Source organism: Pseudomonas sp. LBUM1649 (genome assembly GCF_059716155.1).
On record NZ_CP166807.1, the window covers coordinates 5679972 to 5696536 of the forward strand.

At 60.1% G+C, this 16565-nt stretch carries 13 protein-coding genes, 1 tRNA gene and 3 pseudogenes; 7 read left to right on the forward strand and 10 right to left on the reverse strand.

The features are described 5' to 3' along the window. Positions 1-13: 13 nt before the first annotated feature. Together ACA058_RS26270 and ACA058_RS26275 are read right to left on the reverse strand one after the other, a co-directional pair. Entirely contained in the window at positions 14-2215 is a 2202-nt protein-coding gene (locus ACA058_RS26270) for an OsmC domain/YcaO domain-containing protein (protein WP_497636567.1), read from the reverse strand. Between the two features lie 100 nt (positions 2216-2315). Then, positions 2316-3533 (reverse strand): MFS transporter, encoded by a 1218-nt coding sequence (locus ACA058_RS26275; RefSeq protein ID WP_497636568.1) that lies wholly within the window; start codon positions 3531-3533, stop codon positions 2316-2318. 241 nt (positions 3534-3774) lie between these two features. Between ACA058_RS26275 and ACA058_RS26280 the strand changes: the two genes are divergently transcribed. After that, positions 3775-3851, forward strand: a tRNA-Met gene (locus ACA058_RS26280). Positions 3852-4017: 166 nt separating this feature from the next. Here ACA058_RS26280 and ACA058_RS26285 read toward each other — a convergent pair. Beyond that, positions 4018-4220 (reverse strand): annotated as a pseudogene (locus ACA058_RS26285) (DUF2817 domain-containing protein); the annotation flags it as partial. An 80-nt stretch (positions 4221-4300) separates the two neighbouring features. On the opposite strand from ACA058_RS26285, the gene ggt reads away from it, so the two are divergent. Next, on the forward strand, positions 4301-6133 hold the full coding sequence (gene ggt, locus ACA058_RS26290) for a gamma-glutamyltransferase (RefSeq protein WP_497636569.1): 1833 nt from the start codon (positions 4301-4303) through the stop codon (positions 6131-6133). An 82-nt stretch (positions 6134-6215) separates the two neighbouring features. Here the strand turns inward: ggt and ddlA are convergent, their stop codons facing one another. The 4 genes and pseudogenes from ddlA to ACA058_RS26310 form a co-directional block, all read right to left on the reverse strand. Next, positions 6216-7310 (reverse strand): D-alanine--D-alanine ligase, encoded by a 1095-nt coding sequence (ddlA, locus tag ACA058_RS26295; protein ID WP_497636570.1) that lies wholly within the window; start codon positions 7308-7310, stop codon positions 6216-6218. 222 nt (positions 7311-7532) lie between these two features. After that, positions 7533-8141, reverse strand: coding sequence for a methyl-accepting chemotaxis protein (locus tag ACA058_RS26300; protein WP_497640005.1), 609 nt, complete (start codon positions 8139-8141; stop codon positions 7533-7535). Continuing rightward, a pseudogene (locus ACA058_RS26305) lies at positions 8121-8849 on the reverse strand (PAS domain-containing protein); the annotation flags it as partial. The pseudogene ACA058_RS26305 and the gene ACA058_RS26300, both read right to left, overlap by 21 nt. Before the next feature lie 130 nt (positions 8850-8979). After that, positions 8980-10293 (reverse strand): MFS transporter, encoded by a 1314-nt coding sequence (locus tag ACA058_RS26310; protein WP_497636571.1) that lies wholly within the window; start codon positions 10291-10293, stop codon positions 8980-8982. 139 nt (positions 10294-10432) lie between these two features. Between ACA058_RS26310 and ACA058_RS26315 the strand changes: the two are divergent. The 3 genes and pseudogenes from ACA058_RS26315 to ACA058_RS26325 form a co-directional block, all read left to right on the forward strand. Continuing rightward, positions 10433-10594 (forward strand): annotated as a pseudogene (locus ACA058_RS26315) (short-chain fatty acid transporter); the annotation flags it as partial. Positions 10595-10801: 207 nt separating this feature from the next. Then, entirely contained in the window at positions 10802-11122 is a 321-nt protein-coding gene (locus tag ACA058_RS26320) for a hypothetical protein (RefSeq protein ID WP_497636572.1), read from the forward strand. 150 nt (positions 11123-11272) lie between these two features. Further along, complete coding sequence (locus ACA058_RS26325; protein ID WP_497636573.1) at positions 11273-12460, forward strand: hypothetical protein; 1188 nt, start codon at positions 11273-11275, stop codon at positions 12458-12460. Positions 12461-12548: 88 nt separating this feature from the next. Here ACA058_RS26325 and can read toward each other — a convergent pair whose 3' ends face one another. Next, a complete protein-coding gene (can, locus tag ACA058_RS26330; RefSeq protein WP_497636574.1) occupies positions 12549-13193 on the reverse strand; it encodes a carbonate dehydratase in 645 nt (214 codons plus the stop codon). A gap of 167 nt (positions 13194-13360) precedes the next feature. On the opposite strand from can, the gene ACA058_RS26335 reads away from it, so the two are divergent. Together ACA058_RS26335 and ACA058_RS26340 are read left to right on the forward strand one after the other, a co-directional pair. Further along, a complete protein-coding gene (locus ACA058_RS26335; RefSeq protein ID WP_497636575.1) occupies positions 13361-13765 on the forward strand; it encodes a serine kinase/phosphatase in 405 nt (134 codons plus the stop codon). Between the two features lie 143 nt (positions 13766-13908). Continuing rightward, positions 13909-14967, forward strand: coding sequence for an IS110 family RNA-guided transposase (locus tag ACA058_RS26340; protein ID WP_497639851.1), 1059 nt, complete (start codon positions 13909-13911; stop codon positions 14965-14967). 374 nt (positions 14968-15341) lie between these two features. Here ACA058_RS26340 and rimI read toward each other — a convergent pair whose 3' ends face one another. Together rimI and ACA058_RS26350 are read right to left on the reverse strand one after the other, a co-directional pair. Beyond that, positions 15342-15794: a ribosomal protein S18-alanine N-acetyltransferase gene (gene rimI, locus ACA058_RS26345; RefSeq protein WP_497636576.1), complete on the reverse strand. Its 453-nt coding sequence runs from the start codon at positions 15792-15794 to the stop codon at positions 15342-15344. Next, on the reverse strand, positions 15787-16527 hold the full coding sequence (locus ACA058_RS26350) for an energy transducer TonB (protein ID WP_497640006.1): 741 nt from the start codon (positions 16525-16527) through the stop codon (positions 15787-15789). Before ACA058_RS26350 ends, rimI begins: the two co-directional genes overlap by 8 nt. Between the last annotated feature and the right edge of the window lie 38 nt (positions 16528-16565).

The following is a 16565-nucleotide window of genomic DNA, read 5'->3' on the forward strand; positions in this document are numbered from 1 at the left end:
GTTATCAGCGGGATTAACCCGCCACCTTCGCGCGAGCCGAGTGCAGTTTCTTGTAGCTGTCGATCAGCCGCAGGTGTCTGTCGAGACCCTCCAGCTTCATGCTGGTAGGCGTCAAGCCGAAGAAGCGCACGCTGCCGTTCACGGAGCCGATCGCGGCGTCCATGCGTTCGTTACCGAACATCCGGCGGAAGTTGGCCTCGTAATCGACCAGCTCCAGGTCCTCGTCCAGCTGCATTTCCAGCACCACATTCACGGCCTGGTAGAACAAGCCGCGCTCGACCGTGTTGTCGTTGTACTGAAGGAAGGTTTCCACCAGTTCTTTCGCCTCATCAAATTTTTGCAAGACGAGATAGATCAGCAACTTCAACTCCAGGATCGTCAACTGACCCCAGGCGGTATTGTCGTCGAATTCGATGCCGATCAAGGTGGTGATGTCGGTGTAGTCATCCAGCTCGCTGTCTTCCAGTCGCTTGACCAGTGCCTTCAGGCCGGCCTTGTCCAAGCTGTGCAGATTCAGGATGTCCTCGCGGAAAAACAGCGCCTTGTTGGTGTTATCCCAGATCAGATCGTCCACCGGATAGATTTCCGAGTAGTCCGGCACCAGGATGCGACAGGCCGTTGCACCGATGTGGTCATACACCGCCATGTACACTTCTTTGCCCATGCCTTCGAGAATGCCGAACAAGGTCGCGGCTTCCTCGACATTGGAGTTTTCACCCTGGCCCGAGAAGTCCCACTCCACGAATTCGTAATCCGACTGGGCACTGAAGAAGCGCCACGACACCACGCCGCTGGAGTCGATAAAGTGCTCGACGAAGTTATTTGGCTCAGTCACCGCATGACCTTCAAAGGTCGGCAGGGGCAAGTCATTGAGGCCTTCGAAGCTGCGGCCCTGCAACAATTCCGTCAGGCTGCGTTCCAGCGCCACTTCCAGGCTTGGGTGCGCGCCGAACGAGGCGAACACACCACCGGTACGCGGGTTCATCAAGGTGACGCACATCACCGGGAATTCGCCTCCCAGGGACGCATCCTTCACCAGCACGGGGAACCCCTGCTCTTCCAGCGCCTGGATACCGGCCAGTATCCCGGGGTACTTCGCCAGCACGTCGGCCGGCACATCCGGCAGGGCAAATTCACCTTCGATGATTTCGCGTTTTACCGCGCGTTCGAAGATTTCCGACAGGCACTGCACCTGCGCTTCGGCTAGCGTATTACCGGCACTCATGCCATTGCTGAGGTACAGGTTTTCGATCAGGTTGGACGGGAAATATACCACCTCGCCGTCCGACTGGCGCACATACGGCAGCGAACAGATGCCGCGCTCCTCGTTGCCCGAGTTGGTGTCGAACAGATGCGAGCCACGCAACTCGCCATCGCGGTTGAAAATCCGCAGGCAATACTCGTCGAGAATCTCGGCCGGCAGCGCATCTTTAGGGCCAGGCTGGAACCAGCGTTCGTTCGGGTAGTGCACAAACGCCGCGTTGGCGATGTCTTCTCCCCAAAACTGATCGTTGTAGAAAAAGTTACAGTTCAGTCGCTCGATGAACTCGCCCAGCGCCGACGCCAGCGCGCCTTCTTTGGTCGCGCCCTTGCCATTGGTAAAACACATCGGCGAGTGCGCATCGCGGATATGCAGCGACCACACATTGGGCACGATATTGCGCCACGAAGCGATTTCGATCTTCATGCCCAGGTCGGCCAGGATGCCCGACATGTTGGCGATGGTCTGTTCCAGCGGCAGGTCCTTGCCCATTATGTAGGTGCCCGCTTCTGAACCTGAATTGGCAGCTGGCATCAGCAACGCCTGGGCATCGGCATCCAGGTTCTCCACCTCTTCAATCACAAACTCAGGCCCGGCTTGCACCACCTTTTTCACCGTGCAACGGTCGATGGAGCGCAAGATGCCCTGGCGGTCTTTGTCGGAGATATCTGCCGGCAACTCGACCTGAATCTTGAAAATCTGGTTGTAGCGGTTTTCCGGGTCGACGATGTTGTTCTGCGACAGCCGGATGTTTTCGGTGGGAATATTGCGAGTGCTGCAGTACAACTTCACAAAGTAAGCCGCACACAACGCCGACGAAGCCAGGAAGTAATCGAAGGGACCCGGTGCCGAACCATCGCCCTTGTAGCGGATAGGCTGATCGGCCACCACGGTGAAGTCATCGAACTTGGCTTCAAGTCGAAGGTTGTCGAGAAAGTTGACCTTGATTTCCATGCGGGATACCAGAATAACGAGCAAACGAATGGCCGCCATTATCCGGCTTTTCAGCCGGAAGTCTTGTGCAAGCTCGCACTTGCGGCCACGTGGTGCGTGATCAGGCCTTTTTGGTACGCGGCAGGAAAATCGCCAATACGCCCAACAACGGCAGGAACGAACACAGCAAGTACACGTATTCGATGCCGTGGACATCCGCCAGGTGACCCAGCAGTGCCGCGCCAATCCCGCCGAAGCCGAACATCAGGCCGAAGAATACCCCGGCAATCATCCCGACATTGCCTGGCACCAGCTCCTGGGCGTACACCACGATGGCCGAGAACGCCGAGGCGAGGATGAAGCCGATGACCACACTGAGGACACTGGTCCAGAACAGGTCCACATGCGGCAGTAGCAATGTGAACGGTGCAACCCCAAGGATCGAGAACCAGATCACGGCCTTACGCCCGATCCTGTCGCCGATGGGCCCGCCAAAGAATGTCCCCGCGGCCACCGCGCCGAGAAACAGGAACAGGTGCAGTTGCGAACTGGCCACCGACAGGTCGAACTTCTCGATCAGGTAGAACGTGAAGTAACTGGTGAGGCTGGACATGTAGAAGTACTTGGAGAACACCAGCAGCCCGAGCACCACCAGCGCGCTGGTCACCCGGCCCTTGGACAGGCCGTGGGTCGCTGCCTGGCCCTGCTTGAGCCTGAACAGGTTCAAGTGGTTGGCGTACCAGCGACTGATCCGATAGAGCACGAACAGTGCAAACACCGCGAACAAGCCGAACCAGGCCACATGCCCTTGCCCGTAAGGGATGATGATCGCCGCCGCCAGCAACGGACCGAAAGCCGACCCCGCGTTGCCGCCGACCTGAAAGGTCGATTGCGCCAAGCCAAATCGCCCACCCGAGGCCAGTCGTGCCACGCGAGAAGCTTCCGGGTGGAAGGTCGAGGAGCCAATACCGATCAAGCCCGCCGCCAGCAGAATCAGCGGGAAGCTGCCGACCATCGACATCATCACTATGCCGATCAAGGTGCAGACCGTACCGGCTGGCAACAGCCAGGGCTTGGGGTGGCGGTCAGTGTGGTAGCCGACCCAGGGTTGCAGTAGCGAAGCGGTCAGCTGGAAGGTCAGGGTGATCAGGCCGACCTGGGTGAACGTCAGGCCATAGTTGGCCTTGAGCATCGGGTAGATCGACGGCAGCACCGATTGAATCAGGTCGTTGATCAGGTGCGCCAGTGCCACTGCGCCGATGATGCGCATGACCAGAGGGCTGCTTTGTGGAGTCGCGGGCGCCGCTGCGGTGGCGGTCTGAACGTTGCTGATAGCCATGAAATTTCCGAAAAACAGAGGGGTGCACACGGGCAGGTGGGTCAATGTGCCATTTTTCGCTGCGGCAGCGCCATCCCCTTAGCCTGCTAACGACCTCGGTATTCGGCAGATATCAACTCGATCGATGCCCTCCTCCAGCCCGGTTTTTCGGCTCCGGAAGATAAGCGGTTGAAAGCGTAGAGAAATATTTTAAATTTACGCTTGACGCATCTGCATTACCGGTGAATAATGCGCGCCACTTGGCTACATAGCTCAGTTGGTTAGAGCATAGCATTCATAATGCTGGGGTCCGGGGTTCAAGTCCCTGTGTAGCCACCAAGTACTAAAAACGGCTTACCGCAAGGTAGGCCGTTTTTTTATGCCTCAAGAAAATGGCTGCTCCATTGTAGGAGCGAGCATGCTCGCGATGGACTCAAGGGCACCGCGTTTAGTCAGTCAGCACGCGTCATCGTTGACGACCATCGCGAGCATGCTCGCTCCTACATCAGCAACGAACCGTCGGTAGCGCCGACAATGCCCGTTCCCAGATTTGCCAGGTGCGCAACCAGACCATGGCCTGCCAATCGCGGTCGGCGGGATAGAACTGTTCAAGCAGATTCAAGTTGATCTCTCGCCCACCGCATCGTGGGCATTGCCGTGCAGATGCAACCAGTGGTCATCACGCAGGTGTCGATGAACGTCCGGCCCTCCTCGGAACCTGGTTTGCGTCACTGCGAGGTCGCCGATACAGTCCCCGGTACATTTATCCCACGGACGGAGTGCCCCCCGTGTTCTCAGCCTCCCACTCGAGTCGCGCGCGCCTGCCAGCCGTCGCGCTGATCATCACCGCGCTAACCCTTGGCGCCTGCCACAACGCGTCTGTCCCGACGCTGCCAACTGCACCGGAAAGCGCGTCCGGTTATCGCACCGGCCTGCAGAGCCGACACGCTTCAAGCCACATGGCGGCAGCCGCCAACCCATTGGCGGCCGAAGCCGGACGGGAGATGCTGCGTCGGGGTGGCTCGGCCATCGATGCCGCCATTGCCATGCAAGCGGTTCTGACGCTGGTCGAGCCGCAGTCCTCGGGCATCGGTGGCGGTGCGTTGATCGTGCTCTGGGATGGCCAATCCGTGCGCACTTACGACGGGCGCGAAACCGCACCGGCCGGTGCCACCGAGAAGCTGTTCCTGCAGGCCGATGGCCAACCGATGCCCTTCACCCAGGCACAGATTGGCGGGCGCTCGGTGGGGACGCCGGGGGTGTTGCGAGCCCTTGAACTGGCCCATCAGAAACACGGTCGCCTGCCATGGGCGCAGCTGTTCGAGCCCGCCATCGAACTGGCGGAGCAAGGCTTTGTCATCTCACCGCGCCTGCATCGGCTGATCGCTGCGGATTCGTCCATAAGGCGCTCTGCAGAGATGACGGCGTATTTCCTGAATACCGATGGCAGCCCGAAGGCCAGCGGCACACTGTTGAAAAATCAGCCCTTGGCCGCCGCGTTGCAACGCATCGCCAAGGAAGGACCGGATGCCTTGTACAAAGGGCCCATTGCGCAAGAGATCGTGGCCAAGGTCCAGGGGCACTCCAACCCTGGCAGCCTGTCGCTGAGCGACCTGGCCAACTACAGCGCCAAGGAACGCGCGCCCTTGTGTACCGACTACAAGCGCTGGCAGGTCTGTGGTATGCCACCACCGTCGTCGGGCGGGATCGCCATGGCGCAGATCCTCGGCACCCTGCAAGCCCTGGAGACACGTGATAAGCGCTGGGCCCTGGCGCCGATGCAACCGGTCAAAACCAACACAGCCGCTGGCTTCGAACCGCCCGCCGAGGCTGTGCACTTGATCAGCGAAGCCGAGCGCCTGGCTTATGCCGATCGCGCGCAGTACGTGGCCGACTCGGACTTCGTGCCGGTGCCCGTCAAGGGCCTGATTGACCCGGCTTACCTGGCCAGCCGGGCTGCGCTGGTCGGCGAGCACAGCATGGGCACGGCCAAACCGGGCACGCCGCCGGGCATCCAGGTCGCTTACGCGCCAGACCGCTCCCCCCTGCGAATCTCCACCTCGCAAGTGGTGGCGGTCGATGACCAGGGCGGCGCGGTGTCCATGACCACCACCATCGAATCCGCTTTCGGCTCGCATGTGATGGTCCAGGGCTTCCTGCTCAACAACGAGATGACCGACTTCTCGTTCATTCCCGAGGAGAACGGACAGAAAGTCGCCAACCGCGTCGAACCCGGCAAGCGTCCGCGCTCCTCCATGGCCCCGACCTTGATCTTCGACCGCCGCAGTGGTGACTTTCTTGCCAGCATTGGATCGCCCGGTGGCTCGCAGATCATCGAGTACGTGGCCAAATCCACCATCGGCCTGCTCGACTGGCAGCTCGATCCGCAAGCAGCCATCAACCTGCCCAACTTCGGCAGCCGAAATGGCCCGACCGAACTGGAACGCGGGCAGTTCAGCCCGGCACTGATTCAGACGCTGAAGGATAAGGGCCATCCTGTGAGCGAGATCGACATGACCAGCGGCACCCAGGCGATTGTCCGGGTCAAGGATTCACAGGGGAAGGCGTCGCTGGCCGGTGGAGCCGATCCTCGACGTGAAGGGGAAGCATTGGGGGATTGAGTCGCACAACGGCGTGAAGGGGTCTGCCTGGCCGCTGGCAGGCCCTGTCGACGGGCTCGCAGGCAAGCGCGCCCGTGCGTGTTCAACGACTGATTTTCAACGCCTGCCGAGCCTGGTGTTTCGCCAGTGCCAGGTCGATCAGCCGCGTGACCAGTTCACTGTAGGTCATACCGGCAGCTTGCCAGAGTTTCGGGTACATGCTGATGCGGGTGAATCCCGGCAGCGAATTGATTTCGTTGATCAGGACTTCGCCACTCTCAGTCAAAAATACATCGACCCGCGCCAGCCCGGAGCAGCCCAGCACCTGGAACGCCTCGACGGCCATGGCACGAATGCACTCGCTGGCTTCGACGCTGATCTGGGCCGGGACCACCACTTGAGCGGCCTTGTCGTCGATGTACTTGCTGTCGTAAGAGTAAAACCCGCTGTGCACCACGATCTCGCCACAACCGCTGGCGATGGCATCTTCGTTGCCAAGTACCGCGCATTCGATCTCGCGCCCCTTGACCGCGGACTCGATCAGCACTTTTTCATCGAAGCTCAATGCCAGCTCGACTGCCGTCGCATATTCGACTTCGTCGGCCACTTTGCTCACGCCGACGGAAGAACCCTGGTTGGCCGGTTTGACGAACAGCGGCAGGCCGAGCTTGCCGCTGACCTCGGCGAAGCCTGTGCGCGCGGCGCTGGCGCGGGTCAGGGTGACGAACGGCGTGACGGCCAGACCGGCATCACGCAACAGGCGCTTGCTGATGTCCTTGTCCATGCAGACCGCCGAACCCAGCACATCGGAACCGACAAACGGCAAATCGGCCATGCGTAGCAAGCCCTGCAGGCAACCGTCTTCGCCAAGGGTGCCGTGGACGATCGGGAAGATCACGTCGACGTGGCCCAGCAGCTCGGGACCTGCAGTTTCCACCAGTTGCTGACGGGCCTTGCCCGGAACCACGGCCAATTCGCGATTGGATTGATTGAGCGCGATCAGGGCCGGGTTTTCCTGGTTCAGCAGGAAGTTCGAGGGGTCGTTGAGGTGCCAGTGGCCTTGCTTGTCGATGCCGATCAGTACCGGCTCGAAGCGCGAACGATCCAGTGCATCGACAATGTTTTTTGCCGATTGCAGCGACACCTCGTGCTCGGCCGAGCGGCCCCCAAAAATAACGCCCACACGCAGTTTACTCATTGCCTGACCTCATTGTGGATGGCTTGCAGCTTGGGTAGCCGCCACGTTACGACTGCAAGGTCTTGCCGTCCAGCGGCTCGCCGATGGTCACTGTAGGAGCGAGCCTGCTCGCGATGGTCGCTAACGATAACGAGTGCTTTCTGGTTTAACGCGTCGCCGAGGCGTCTTTCGCGAGCAGGCTCGCTCCCACAGCGGGTCACGCATTCCTCAAAAGCGCAGAAGTCACGTCGCCAACTGATTGGCAAACTGCCCCACTGCATTGACCACTTTCTGCGCGCCGTCCTGGATCTCGACGATCACCGTGCCCGCTTCCGCCGCCAGCGCCAGGCCCTGTTCCGCCTGGAGCTTGCCGTCGGCCATCAGGGCCACGGCGTTACGCGCCATGTCCTGGTTTTGCCGCACCACGAGGACAATTTCTTCGGTGGCCTGGCTGGTGCGCGAAGCCAGTTGCCGAACCTCGTCCGCCACCACTGCAAAACCTCGCCCTTGCTCACCGGCACGGGCCGCTTCGATGGCCGCGTTGAGCGCCAGCAGGTTGGTCTGTTCGGCAATCCCGCTGATGGTCTTGACGATGGTGCCGATCACCAGCGATTGCTCGTTCAAGGCTTCGATGCCATCGCCAGCGGTTTGCATGTGTCTGGCCAGGTCACGCATCACATCCACCGCCTGCGTCACCACGGCGTTGCCGCGCTGGGCGCTTTGATCGGTTTGCTGCGAGGTGCTGTAGGCAATGTTGGCCGCTTCGGCCACCGCCTGCTCCTGATTGATCTGATCGGTGATCACCGTGGCGAACTTCACCACTTTGTAGAGCTTGTTGTTGGCATCGGTCACCGGGTTGTAGGAAGCCTCCAGCCAGACTGTACGACCGTGGCTGTCGACGCGTTTGAAACGGTCGGCCACGAACTCGCCTGCGCTCAGGCGGCGCCAGAAGTTCTGGTACTCGGCGCTGTTGTACTCCTCGGGAAGGCAAAAAGTGCGGTGATGTTTGCCTTTGATCTGCCCCAGGCTGTACCCCATGCCGCTGAGAAAGCGGTCGTTGGCGGTCAGTACGTTGCCGTTGAGGTCGAACTCGATCACCGCAGTCGAGCGCACCAGCGCACCGATCAAGTTTTCATGCTCGCGGGAGGCCTCGATGGTGCGGGTCAGGTCGCTGGAGAAAATCGAAAAATGCTTGATCCGGCCGTCTGCCGAGCGCACGGGCTGCACGATCGAACGCAACCAGGCTTCCTGGCCGGTGCCGCGCAACAGACGCACGGCACCGGCAAAGTGCTCGCTCCGGTTCAATGCGGTCTTGAAACGCAGCTGGAATTCGTCGTTTCTTACATGATCCGGAACGATCTCTTCGATGTGCCGGCCGATCAGCTCGTTGCTCTTGTAGTGCATCTCGCTGAGGAAGTTCTGGTTGACCGACTGCACCCGCCCATCAACATCGAGGGTCAGCACGAGCATCTCGCTTTCCAGGCTTTCCTTGACTTGCTGAAGGCTGGAGAGTTCTTCGCGAAGAGCCGACAGCTCCTGCTTCAAGCGTTTATTGAACATGGGGACGCACCGATGGGCTGGGATAGAAAGCGACTTACAGCCTAGCCATCGGCCCTGCGGGGGTTTTCTGAAGAGCGCTTGAAGGTTGTCCTACAAATATAATGCCGCCGCGCCAATCGCCCCCTTTCTATCACGCCGTACCGGCGGCCGGGCAACTGGCGATTCTCGGCATCCGCGTGCCGAAATATGCCGCGCTGCCCACGCCCACCGCGCCCATCACCGCGCAGAAGATCACGCAGATCCACGGGCTCCACGGCATCAGACCGATCAACAGCAACGGTGTGATGCTCGCCCAGGCGGCGTAGGCAATGTTGTAGGTGAAGGAAATACCCGAGACGCGAATCCGCGCCGGGAACAGGCTGACCATCACCGACGGCACCGCGCCCACCACCCCGCAACTCAGTCCGGCCACCGCATAAGCCAGGCCGACCCAGCTGCCGCCGCTGATCAGGCAGGCGTAGAGCACGCCGATGCCCAGTGGCAGCAGCAGACTATAGAGCATCACTGTGCGCCAGGCGCCGATGCGGTCGACCAGCAAACCGGCGAGCACGCAGCCAATGTTCAGGAAAACGATGCCCAGTGCGCTCAGGGCGAAGGTGTGGCTGGCGGTCATGCCGAAGGTTTTCTGCATCATAGTCGGGGTGATGACCACGAACACCACCACCGCCGACGTCAGCACGCAGGTGAGGATCATCGCTGGCAGCATGGCCAGGCGATGTTCACGCAGGACCGCCCGCAACGGCAACTCGACAGCCGTCTCGCGCCGGGCCTGCATGCCCATGAACACCGGGGTTTCGCTGAGCCAGCGCCGCAGCCAGACGCCAATCACCCCAAACACCCCGCCCAGCAGGAAAGGATAACGCCAGGCGTAATCGAGTATTTCAGCCTGGGTGAAGGCCTGCGCCAGGAACGTTGCCGTCAGCGCGCCGAGCAAATAACCGAAGGTCAGCCCCGCCTGCAGGAAGCCCAGGGCGTAGCCGCGATGGCCGACCGGCGCGTGCTCGGCCACGAATACCCAGGCGCTCGGCACCTCGCCACCCACCGCCGCGCCCTGGAGGACGCGCAGGGCCAACAGCAGCAGTGGCGCGAAATAACCGATCTGCGCGTAGGTCGGCATGATCCCGATCAGCAGGCACGGCAGCGCCATCATCAGGATGCTCAGGCTGAACACCTTCTTGCGGCCCAGGCTGTCGGCGAAATGCGCCATCAGGATCCCGCCCAGAGGCCGCGCCAGGTACCCGGTGACAAAGATGCCGAAGCTTTGCAGCAGCCGCAGCCACTCAGGCATTTCCGGCGGGAAAAACAGCTGGCTCAAGGTCAGGGCGAAAAATACGAAGATGATGAAGTCGTAGATTTCCAGCGCGCCGCCGAGGGCCGCGAGCCCCAGGGTCTTGTAGTCCGAACGGCTGAACGGCTGCGGACGTGGATCGGTATTGGCAGTCATGAAAAGAACTCTGGCACAGGCAAAAACCAAGGCGCCCATGGTCTACGCAAACGCGTCGGCGGACAACCCGTTAGACCAAAGTCCCATAGCCGCAAAACAGCGCCGCAAAAAACATCCGCTTGAATTAAGGTTTGCGTCTGTCCAGAGGAGCCCGCTGCTGACCATCCTGCTGGTGCTGCTGACGGCTGGATGGCTGTTCCATGAGTTTTCCACCAAACCGGCGATCAGCGCGATTTCCGGCCTGAACACCTACAACTTCCTGTTCATCATGCTCGGTGCCCTCCTGCACTGGCGCCCGCGCATCAGCGGGTCGGACCAGGGAGAAACTACGTCGAGAAGCAGCGTCGAATAGCGAAGTCGAACGAAACCGACAGACTGAAAGATCCCTTCTTACAAAACGCGCAGCGTTGTCCCACTCAATACGAAGGCAAGTCCTGACTCTTGCAGCCCGCCTCGTTGAATTAACCTGTCCTGGAGTATCAATCACCAAAAACCCAAGGAAGATCCGATGACACCGATATCCAAGACACTGGAAGAGTTGATCAATGAAATTTACCAGGACGGTAACGTCTCGGTGGTTGAGTACAGGGCCCTGCGAGACGATGCCGATCGCCGCATGGACGCTGTTGTCCGCGAATTTGGCCAGCACAACAATGTGACGGCCTTTCAGAAAGCGATGGATGTCGCCATGCAGTTATTGCAGAGCGCCGTCCTCGATGCCAAAAAAGCCAGACTGACCGATACCGGTGAGGCGATCGTCAAGGATGCGGTCACCGCACAGGTTGAATACTTGCGCGCCGGCAGCCAATTGGCGCTGCGTCTCTTGTGATCGCGTGACCTCACGCTTCCCGCAATCACTGATCGCGGGCTGCATCGCACGCTTCAAAAAAAATGCGTGAGGCCTACTTTTCTGCATCATTGCGTTGATCCAGTATGAAGTGCATCTTCGTATCGCGACCACGCTGAAAAGGATCTGAGCATGTTAAGACTCGCAGGCCTCACCCTCGCGGCCCTCACCCTCGCAGCCCTCAACCTGAGCACCGCTGCCCACGCCGATGTCGCCCTGAAGTTGGGCAGCACCGAACGCGTCAGCCGTTTGTTCGCGTACCCCAACAACTGCAACGTGATCTGCTTTCGCAATTGGACGCTGGAGCAGACCGTCGAGCATTACCTGACGCAAAGCGTGCAGCGCGATGGCTACAGCACGGCCAAGGTTCTGGTCAAAACCGATAACGATCAACTTCATGCCGAAATCACGGGTGTGCCCAGAAGCTATGAAAAGCCCTTGGCAGCATTGCTTGACGCCGGGGATCTGGCCTACAGCGCTGCCCGCAAACTGAATGCCGACGGCAAGTGGGCCTATAGCTGGTATTTTTTCCTGCCACTGGGCATGGCCCTGGAAAACCGCAGAAGCGTTGAACTGCTGCACTTCCCACCCGATTATTCGCTGACCCAGGCCCAGGATTACCTGAAATCGGCCACCACGGATCGCTGGGCCACGCTGCTGACCGTCAATGGCGTCCCGGCCGAGCAGACGCCGGGCTACCAGACCATCATCGATATCGCCCCGATTGCCGCACCATCGAACGCCGGCAAGGACCTGGAAGGCGTCTACGACTACTTCAAGGACTACCAGACCAGCATGGTCAAGCAGGTCACCCTGCATTCCAGCGGCGTGGCATTGCCAACGGTTGCCTTCGGTGTACCGGTGCGCAACTGGATCAAGCAGCAATACGGGCCAACCGTGAACGTGTTGAGCCTGGTGACGATCAGCCCGGTGGACGGGGTAAAAGTACCGGTATTGGGCGCCAACCATCCAAGCTACATCTGGTACGCCGCCGATCCGGCCAGTTACACCGGTAAAGATGCCCTGGCCCAGGCCGATACCGCGGGCCTGAAAGTCATGGGCCAGGATTTGAGTGCCGCGTGCTGGCAGGCCGCCATGGGCCGTGAAACGGACAGCAATGCTGATGTCGAGCTGAAAACCTGCACTCAGACCTGGCAAGTGGCCCAGGCCGATAAAACCTGTGCGCTGTTCTACACCTCGATTCGCAAGCTGACGTCCGCACAGGCCGCAGGCAAATGTGCGACGGCATCGATCAAGGCCCAGCTCAAACTGCTCAAGGCGCCAGCGCCAGCCCCGGCGATACCCGCTCCTGCGCTATAACCGTCGGCTGGATTATCAGCTAACGGAAGGTGCCGACGACCAGATGCTTTTGCAACACTGGCGTCGGCAAACCTTCTGCTGCTGAGACTTACAACGTCTCGACCGGACGCAGTCGGTACTGCGGCGGCAATTGCTCGAAACCGCTGATGGTGGTGTTCAGGCTTTTCCAGCGACCGTCCTTGATGCCGTAGATGCAACCGTGAATCGACAGGTTCTGCCCGCGATGCCAGGCATTTTGCACAATGCTGGTATGGGCGACGTTGGCCACTTGCTGAATCACGTTGAGTTCGCAGAGGCGGTCGACCTGTTCCTCTTCGGTAGCCAGTTTGGCGAGTTCTTCACGCTTCTCGTAGTAGAGATCGCGGATCGAACGCAGCCAACCGTCGATCAGGCCGAACTGGCGATCCTGCATCGAGGCGCGCACGCCGCCACAGCCATAGTGGCCGGTCACGAGGATGTGTTTGACCTTGAGCACGTCGACCGCGTACTGGATCACCGACAAGCAGTTTAGGTCAGTGTGCAGCACCACGTTGGCCACGTTGCGGTGCACAAATAGATCGCCTGGCAACATGCCGACGATCTCGTTGGCCGGCACCCGCGCATCGGAACAGCCGATCCACAGGTACTCCGGCGTTTGTTGACGAGCCAGCTTGGCGAAGAAGTCAGGATCTTCTTTGGTGATTGCGTCGGCCCAGCGCTCGTTGTTATCAATCAGATCTTGTAATTCGTTCATGCAATGAAGCCTCGATAATGGTGCGCTGCTTTGACAGACAACCGTCCGTCGGGGTCACGCGCGTTATGCAAATGCCCGCTGCTGCCTGTTCATGGCGCTCCATGCCGGTGGAATTCTCTGCAACCCAGTGGGTCCACCCTATAAGGCTAACAGTATGAGGAATTGCCATGACTGATTCACGACGTCCGTACGATGCGGTACAACCGGAACCCATCGATGATAACGAAGATCGCATGGGCTCGATGCATGAGCTGGATTTCGACGCGGAAGAACCCAGCGCAAAAATCGGTGATGAATTGCCGCAAAAGGAACGCGAGAAACTGATGCCCGAAGAACGCGTGCGTGAAGCCGGCATGACGGGAGCATCGACCGATGATCATGATTCTACCGATGATGACATGAGCCCGGAAACGCTGATTCGTGAAGACGGTGCGCGGGATGCCCAGGAAGTGGGTGAAGGTGATCAGGCCGATTGGGACTTGAGCATTGTCGATGAAGACGACATTGGTGGGGGCAATGGGCTGGACGAGGCGGAGATGGCGCAGAGCGATCCAATGGACAAGAAACGTTGATCTGCAGATTTACCTGTAATTGGATGGACTCGCCCCAGCCGAGGCGTCAATGCGCCACGCTGGCAGTCTAAACAGCCAACGACAGCGAGGGCGAGTCCATGAAAAATCATAGTTCGATTGATCAATCCCTGTCTTCTTCCGATTTGTCGGCCTGTACAACCTTAGCGGTGGATCTGGCCAAGCAGGTCTTTCAGGTCGCCGGTGAAGATGTCCTTGGCCAAGTGCGCTACGAGCAGCGGATCAAGTCGCGTGAGGCGTTTTATGAGTTTCTCCGGCAGCTGCCGCCTCATGTCGTGATTTTGATGGAGACCGGTCCGGGTGCTCAAGCCTGGGCCCGGCAGCTGCAAGACCAAGGCAACCTGGCGCGGATTCTTCCAGCCGGTTTGGTGGCCACCCATCGCAGCGGGCCTAAAAATGATCGCAACGATGCACTGGCGATTTTGCGGGCGGGTCGCGATGAAAAAATCTGCGCAGTACCGGTCAAAAGCGTTGCGGCACTGGCAATGCAGGCGTTGCATCGCGCTCGTCAGGGCTATGTGCGTCGACGCACGGCCGTCAGTAATCAGATGCGCGGCCTGCTGCTCGAGCACGGCGTGGCTTTGGCGCAGGGCGATGTTGCGATCAGCCAGAAAATACCGCGGGTACTGGAGGATGCTACCCAGCCGGTGCCGGGCCTGCTGCGTGAACTGATCGACGAACTGTTGGCCGAGTGGCGCCATTTGGGCGAGCGCATCAGCGTGCTGACGGGACGCCTGGAAGTGGCCGCCAACGCCGACATGACGGCGAAGCGACTGATGACTGTGCGCGGCATCGGCCCAGTCACTGCCACGGCACTGGTGGCCAAGGAAAGCAAGCCTGAGCGATTTCCCAATGCCCGCAAGTTTGCCGCGTACTTTGGCATGGTGCCTGACCAGCACAGTAGCGGGCAGACGGTCCGGCTGGGGGGCATGACCAAGCGAGGTGATGTCTATTTACGCAGCCTGATGATCCAGGGAGCCCATGCGGTGCTGCAACAACTACGACCTGATTCCCAGCAACCCGATGACCGCCGCTTGTTGCGCTGGATGAGCCGGCTGGGCCGTAAGGAGGCTGCGATCAGGCTAGCCAACCGCAACCTGCGAATCGTCTGGGTGCTTTTACAGAATGATCAGACTTATCGTCGCCACGCTGGTGATGGCCAGCAAGCGACGATGAGCCACTGAGCGACAGAGTTCTGCCACCGAGGTACTGACTGTCCGACCCTTTGTTGAAAAAAATTGACCCCAGGTAAGACCGGCGTGGATTGATGCCTAAGCTCCTACTGGCCTTCGAGGCCTGACTGTAATCGGCATACCACGAGCTCTTCCAATTTTGGCCAGATGCCGAAGACGGCTTCCATGAATAGGCCTGATACATAGATGCAACGGGGCGACAGTTTTTCAAAAGCGGGTAGACAGTGGGGGCGAGTCCATACATAGGAGCTGCCGTAGGCTGCGATCTTTTGATTTTTCAGGTCAAGATCAAAAGATCGTCCGAACGCGGCCCGAGCCTTCGGCAGCTCCTACACAGGAATCGACGTTCAACCATGGCGATGGTTTCAATCCACCAGGGTGCAGGCCATGACCACCGCATCTTCGCGCCCACCCACCGCCGGGTAGTAATCCCGTCGACGCCCGATCTCGTTGAAACCATACCGCTCATACAACTTGAACGCCGCGGTATTGCTGTCACGCACTTCCAGGAAGCATTCCCGGGCGTCGGCCTTGTAGGCGATCGACATCAAATGCTCCAGCAAAGTCAAACCCAGACCTCGGCCCTGGTTTTCCGGCTTGACGGTGATGTTGAGCAGATGCGCCTCATCAAGAATGATCTGCACCACCCCATGGCCCACCTGCTGCTGACCTTCGTACATCAGCCAGATCTGATACTTGCCCAGGCCATCGAGAAAAATCCCGCGGGTCCAGGGATGGCTGTAGGCCGCGTATTCGATCTTCAGAACAGTTTCCAGGTCCGCCTCGGTCATCGGGCGGAACGATACAGCGTCACTCATTCGATTCTTTCCAGCGCGCCATCAGCCGACGCATGGCTTGCCACACGGCGGCCTTGCGCTGTGGCTCTTCCATTAACAATTCCAGACCCGGTACCGCCCACGCCGAGCCCAGACCTTCGATCTGCAGTTCGCGGTTGAACGCATCGACGTCCGCCTCACCGGCAAACCGCACCGCGGGCAGGCCGATCAGCCAGAGGCAAGCGCATGGCGCTTCTTCCATGCGCACCGAGAGGAAACCTTGCACAAAGTCACGGGCCGCATCCGGGCCCTGGTCCATCGTCCCACGCACCAGCAGCGGCCAGCGTACCGGCTCGCCGACGATCTGCGGGCTGTCCGGGAGACCGGCGGCACGCAGCATGTCCTTGAGCAGCAGATAAGCGGGGTCGCGCGCCTGGAACGATTCGCCTGTGGGTAACTCCACCAACAGCAGGCAGCGACCGGCTCGCAGCAGTTGCAGGGCAAAGCGCGGCGGCGGCACCGGCGCGACCCTGGCGACAACCGGTGCCTCCTCGGCCGCAGGTGTAGCGCCGGTGCGCGTGCTCGCCAGCGATGGCCGGGGCACCTCGATCTTCACCCGTTCGGCAGGTTTTACCGCAGGCGAGACGGGCGCATCGACCACGGGCACCGGCGCCACGGGAGCAACGACCAGGGCCTCGGGCGGCTCCAGCAGCTCGGGCCGCGACGGGGCGGCAAAGGGCAATTCGGTGCGCGGCAGCCAGTTGACCACCTGCATGGCGTTCAAATAAGCGCGACGACGGGACTCGATAAGCA

What these genes read in the sequence shown, in the direction of transcription:
- ACA058_RS26270 (WP_497636567.1), bottom strand. Translation starts at nt 2,215, where the DNA reads ATGGAAATCAAGGTCAACTTTCTCGACAACCTTCGACTTGAAGCCAAG.
- ACA058_RS26275 (WP_497636568.1), bottom strand. Translation starts at nt 3,533, where the DNA reads ATGGCTATCAGCAACGTTCAGACCGCCACCGCAGCGGCGCCCGCGACT.
- ddlA (WP_497636570.1), bottom strand. Translation starts at nt 7,310, where the DNA reads ATGAGTAAACTGCGTGTGGGCGTTATTTTTGGGGGCCGCTCGGCCGAG.
- ACA058_RS26310 (WP_497636571.1), bottom strand. Translation starts at nt 10,293, where the DNA reads ATGACTGCCAATACCGATCCACGTCCGCAGCCGTTCAGCCGTTCGGAC.
- ACA058_RS26320 (WP_497636572.1), top strand. Translation starts at nt 10,802, where the DNA reads ATGACACCGATATCCAAGACACTGGAAGAGTTGATCAATGAAATTTAC.
- ACA058_RS26325 (WP_497636573.1), top strand. Translation starts at nt 11,273, where the DNA reads ATGTTAAGACTCGCAGGCCTCACCCTCGCGGCCCTCACCCTCGCAGCC.
- can (WP_497636574.1), bottom strand. Translation starts at nt 13,193, where the DNA reads ATGAACGAATTACAAGATCTGATTGATAACAACGAGCGCTGGGCCGAC.
- ACA058_RS26335 (WP_497636575.1), top strand. Translation starts at nt 13,361, where the DNA reads ATGACTGATTCACGACGTCCGTACGATGCGGTACAACCGGAACCCATC.
- rimI (WP_497636576.1), bottom strand. Translation starts at nt 15,794, where the DNA reads ATGAGTGACGCTGTATCGTTCCGCCCGATGACCGAGGCGGACCTGGAA.
- ACA058_RS26350 (WP_497640006.1), bottom strand. Translation starts at nt 16,527, where the DNA reads ATGCAGGTGGTCAACTGGCTGCCGCGCACCGAATTGCCCTTTGCCGCC.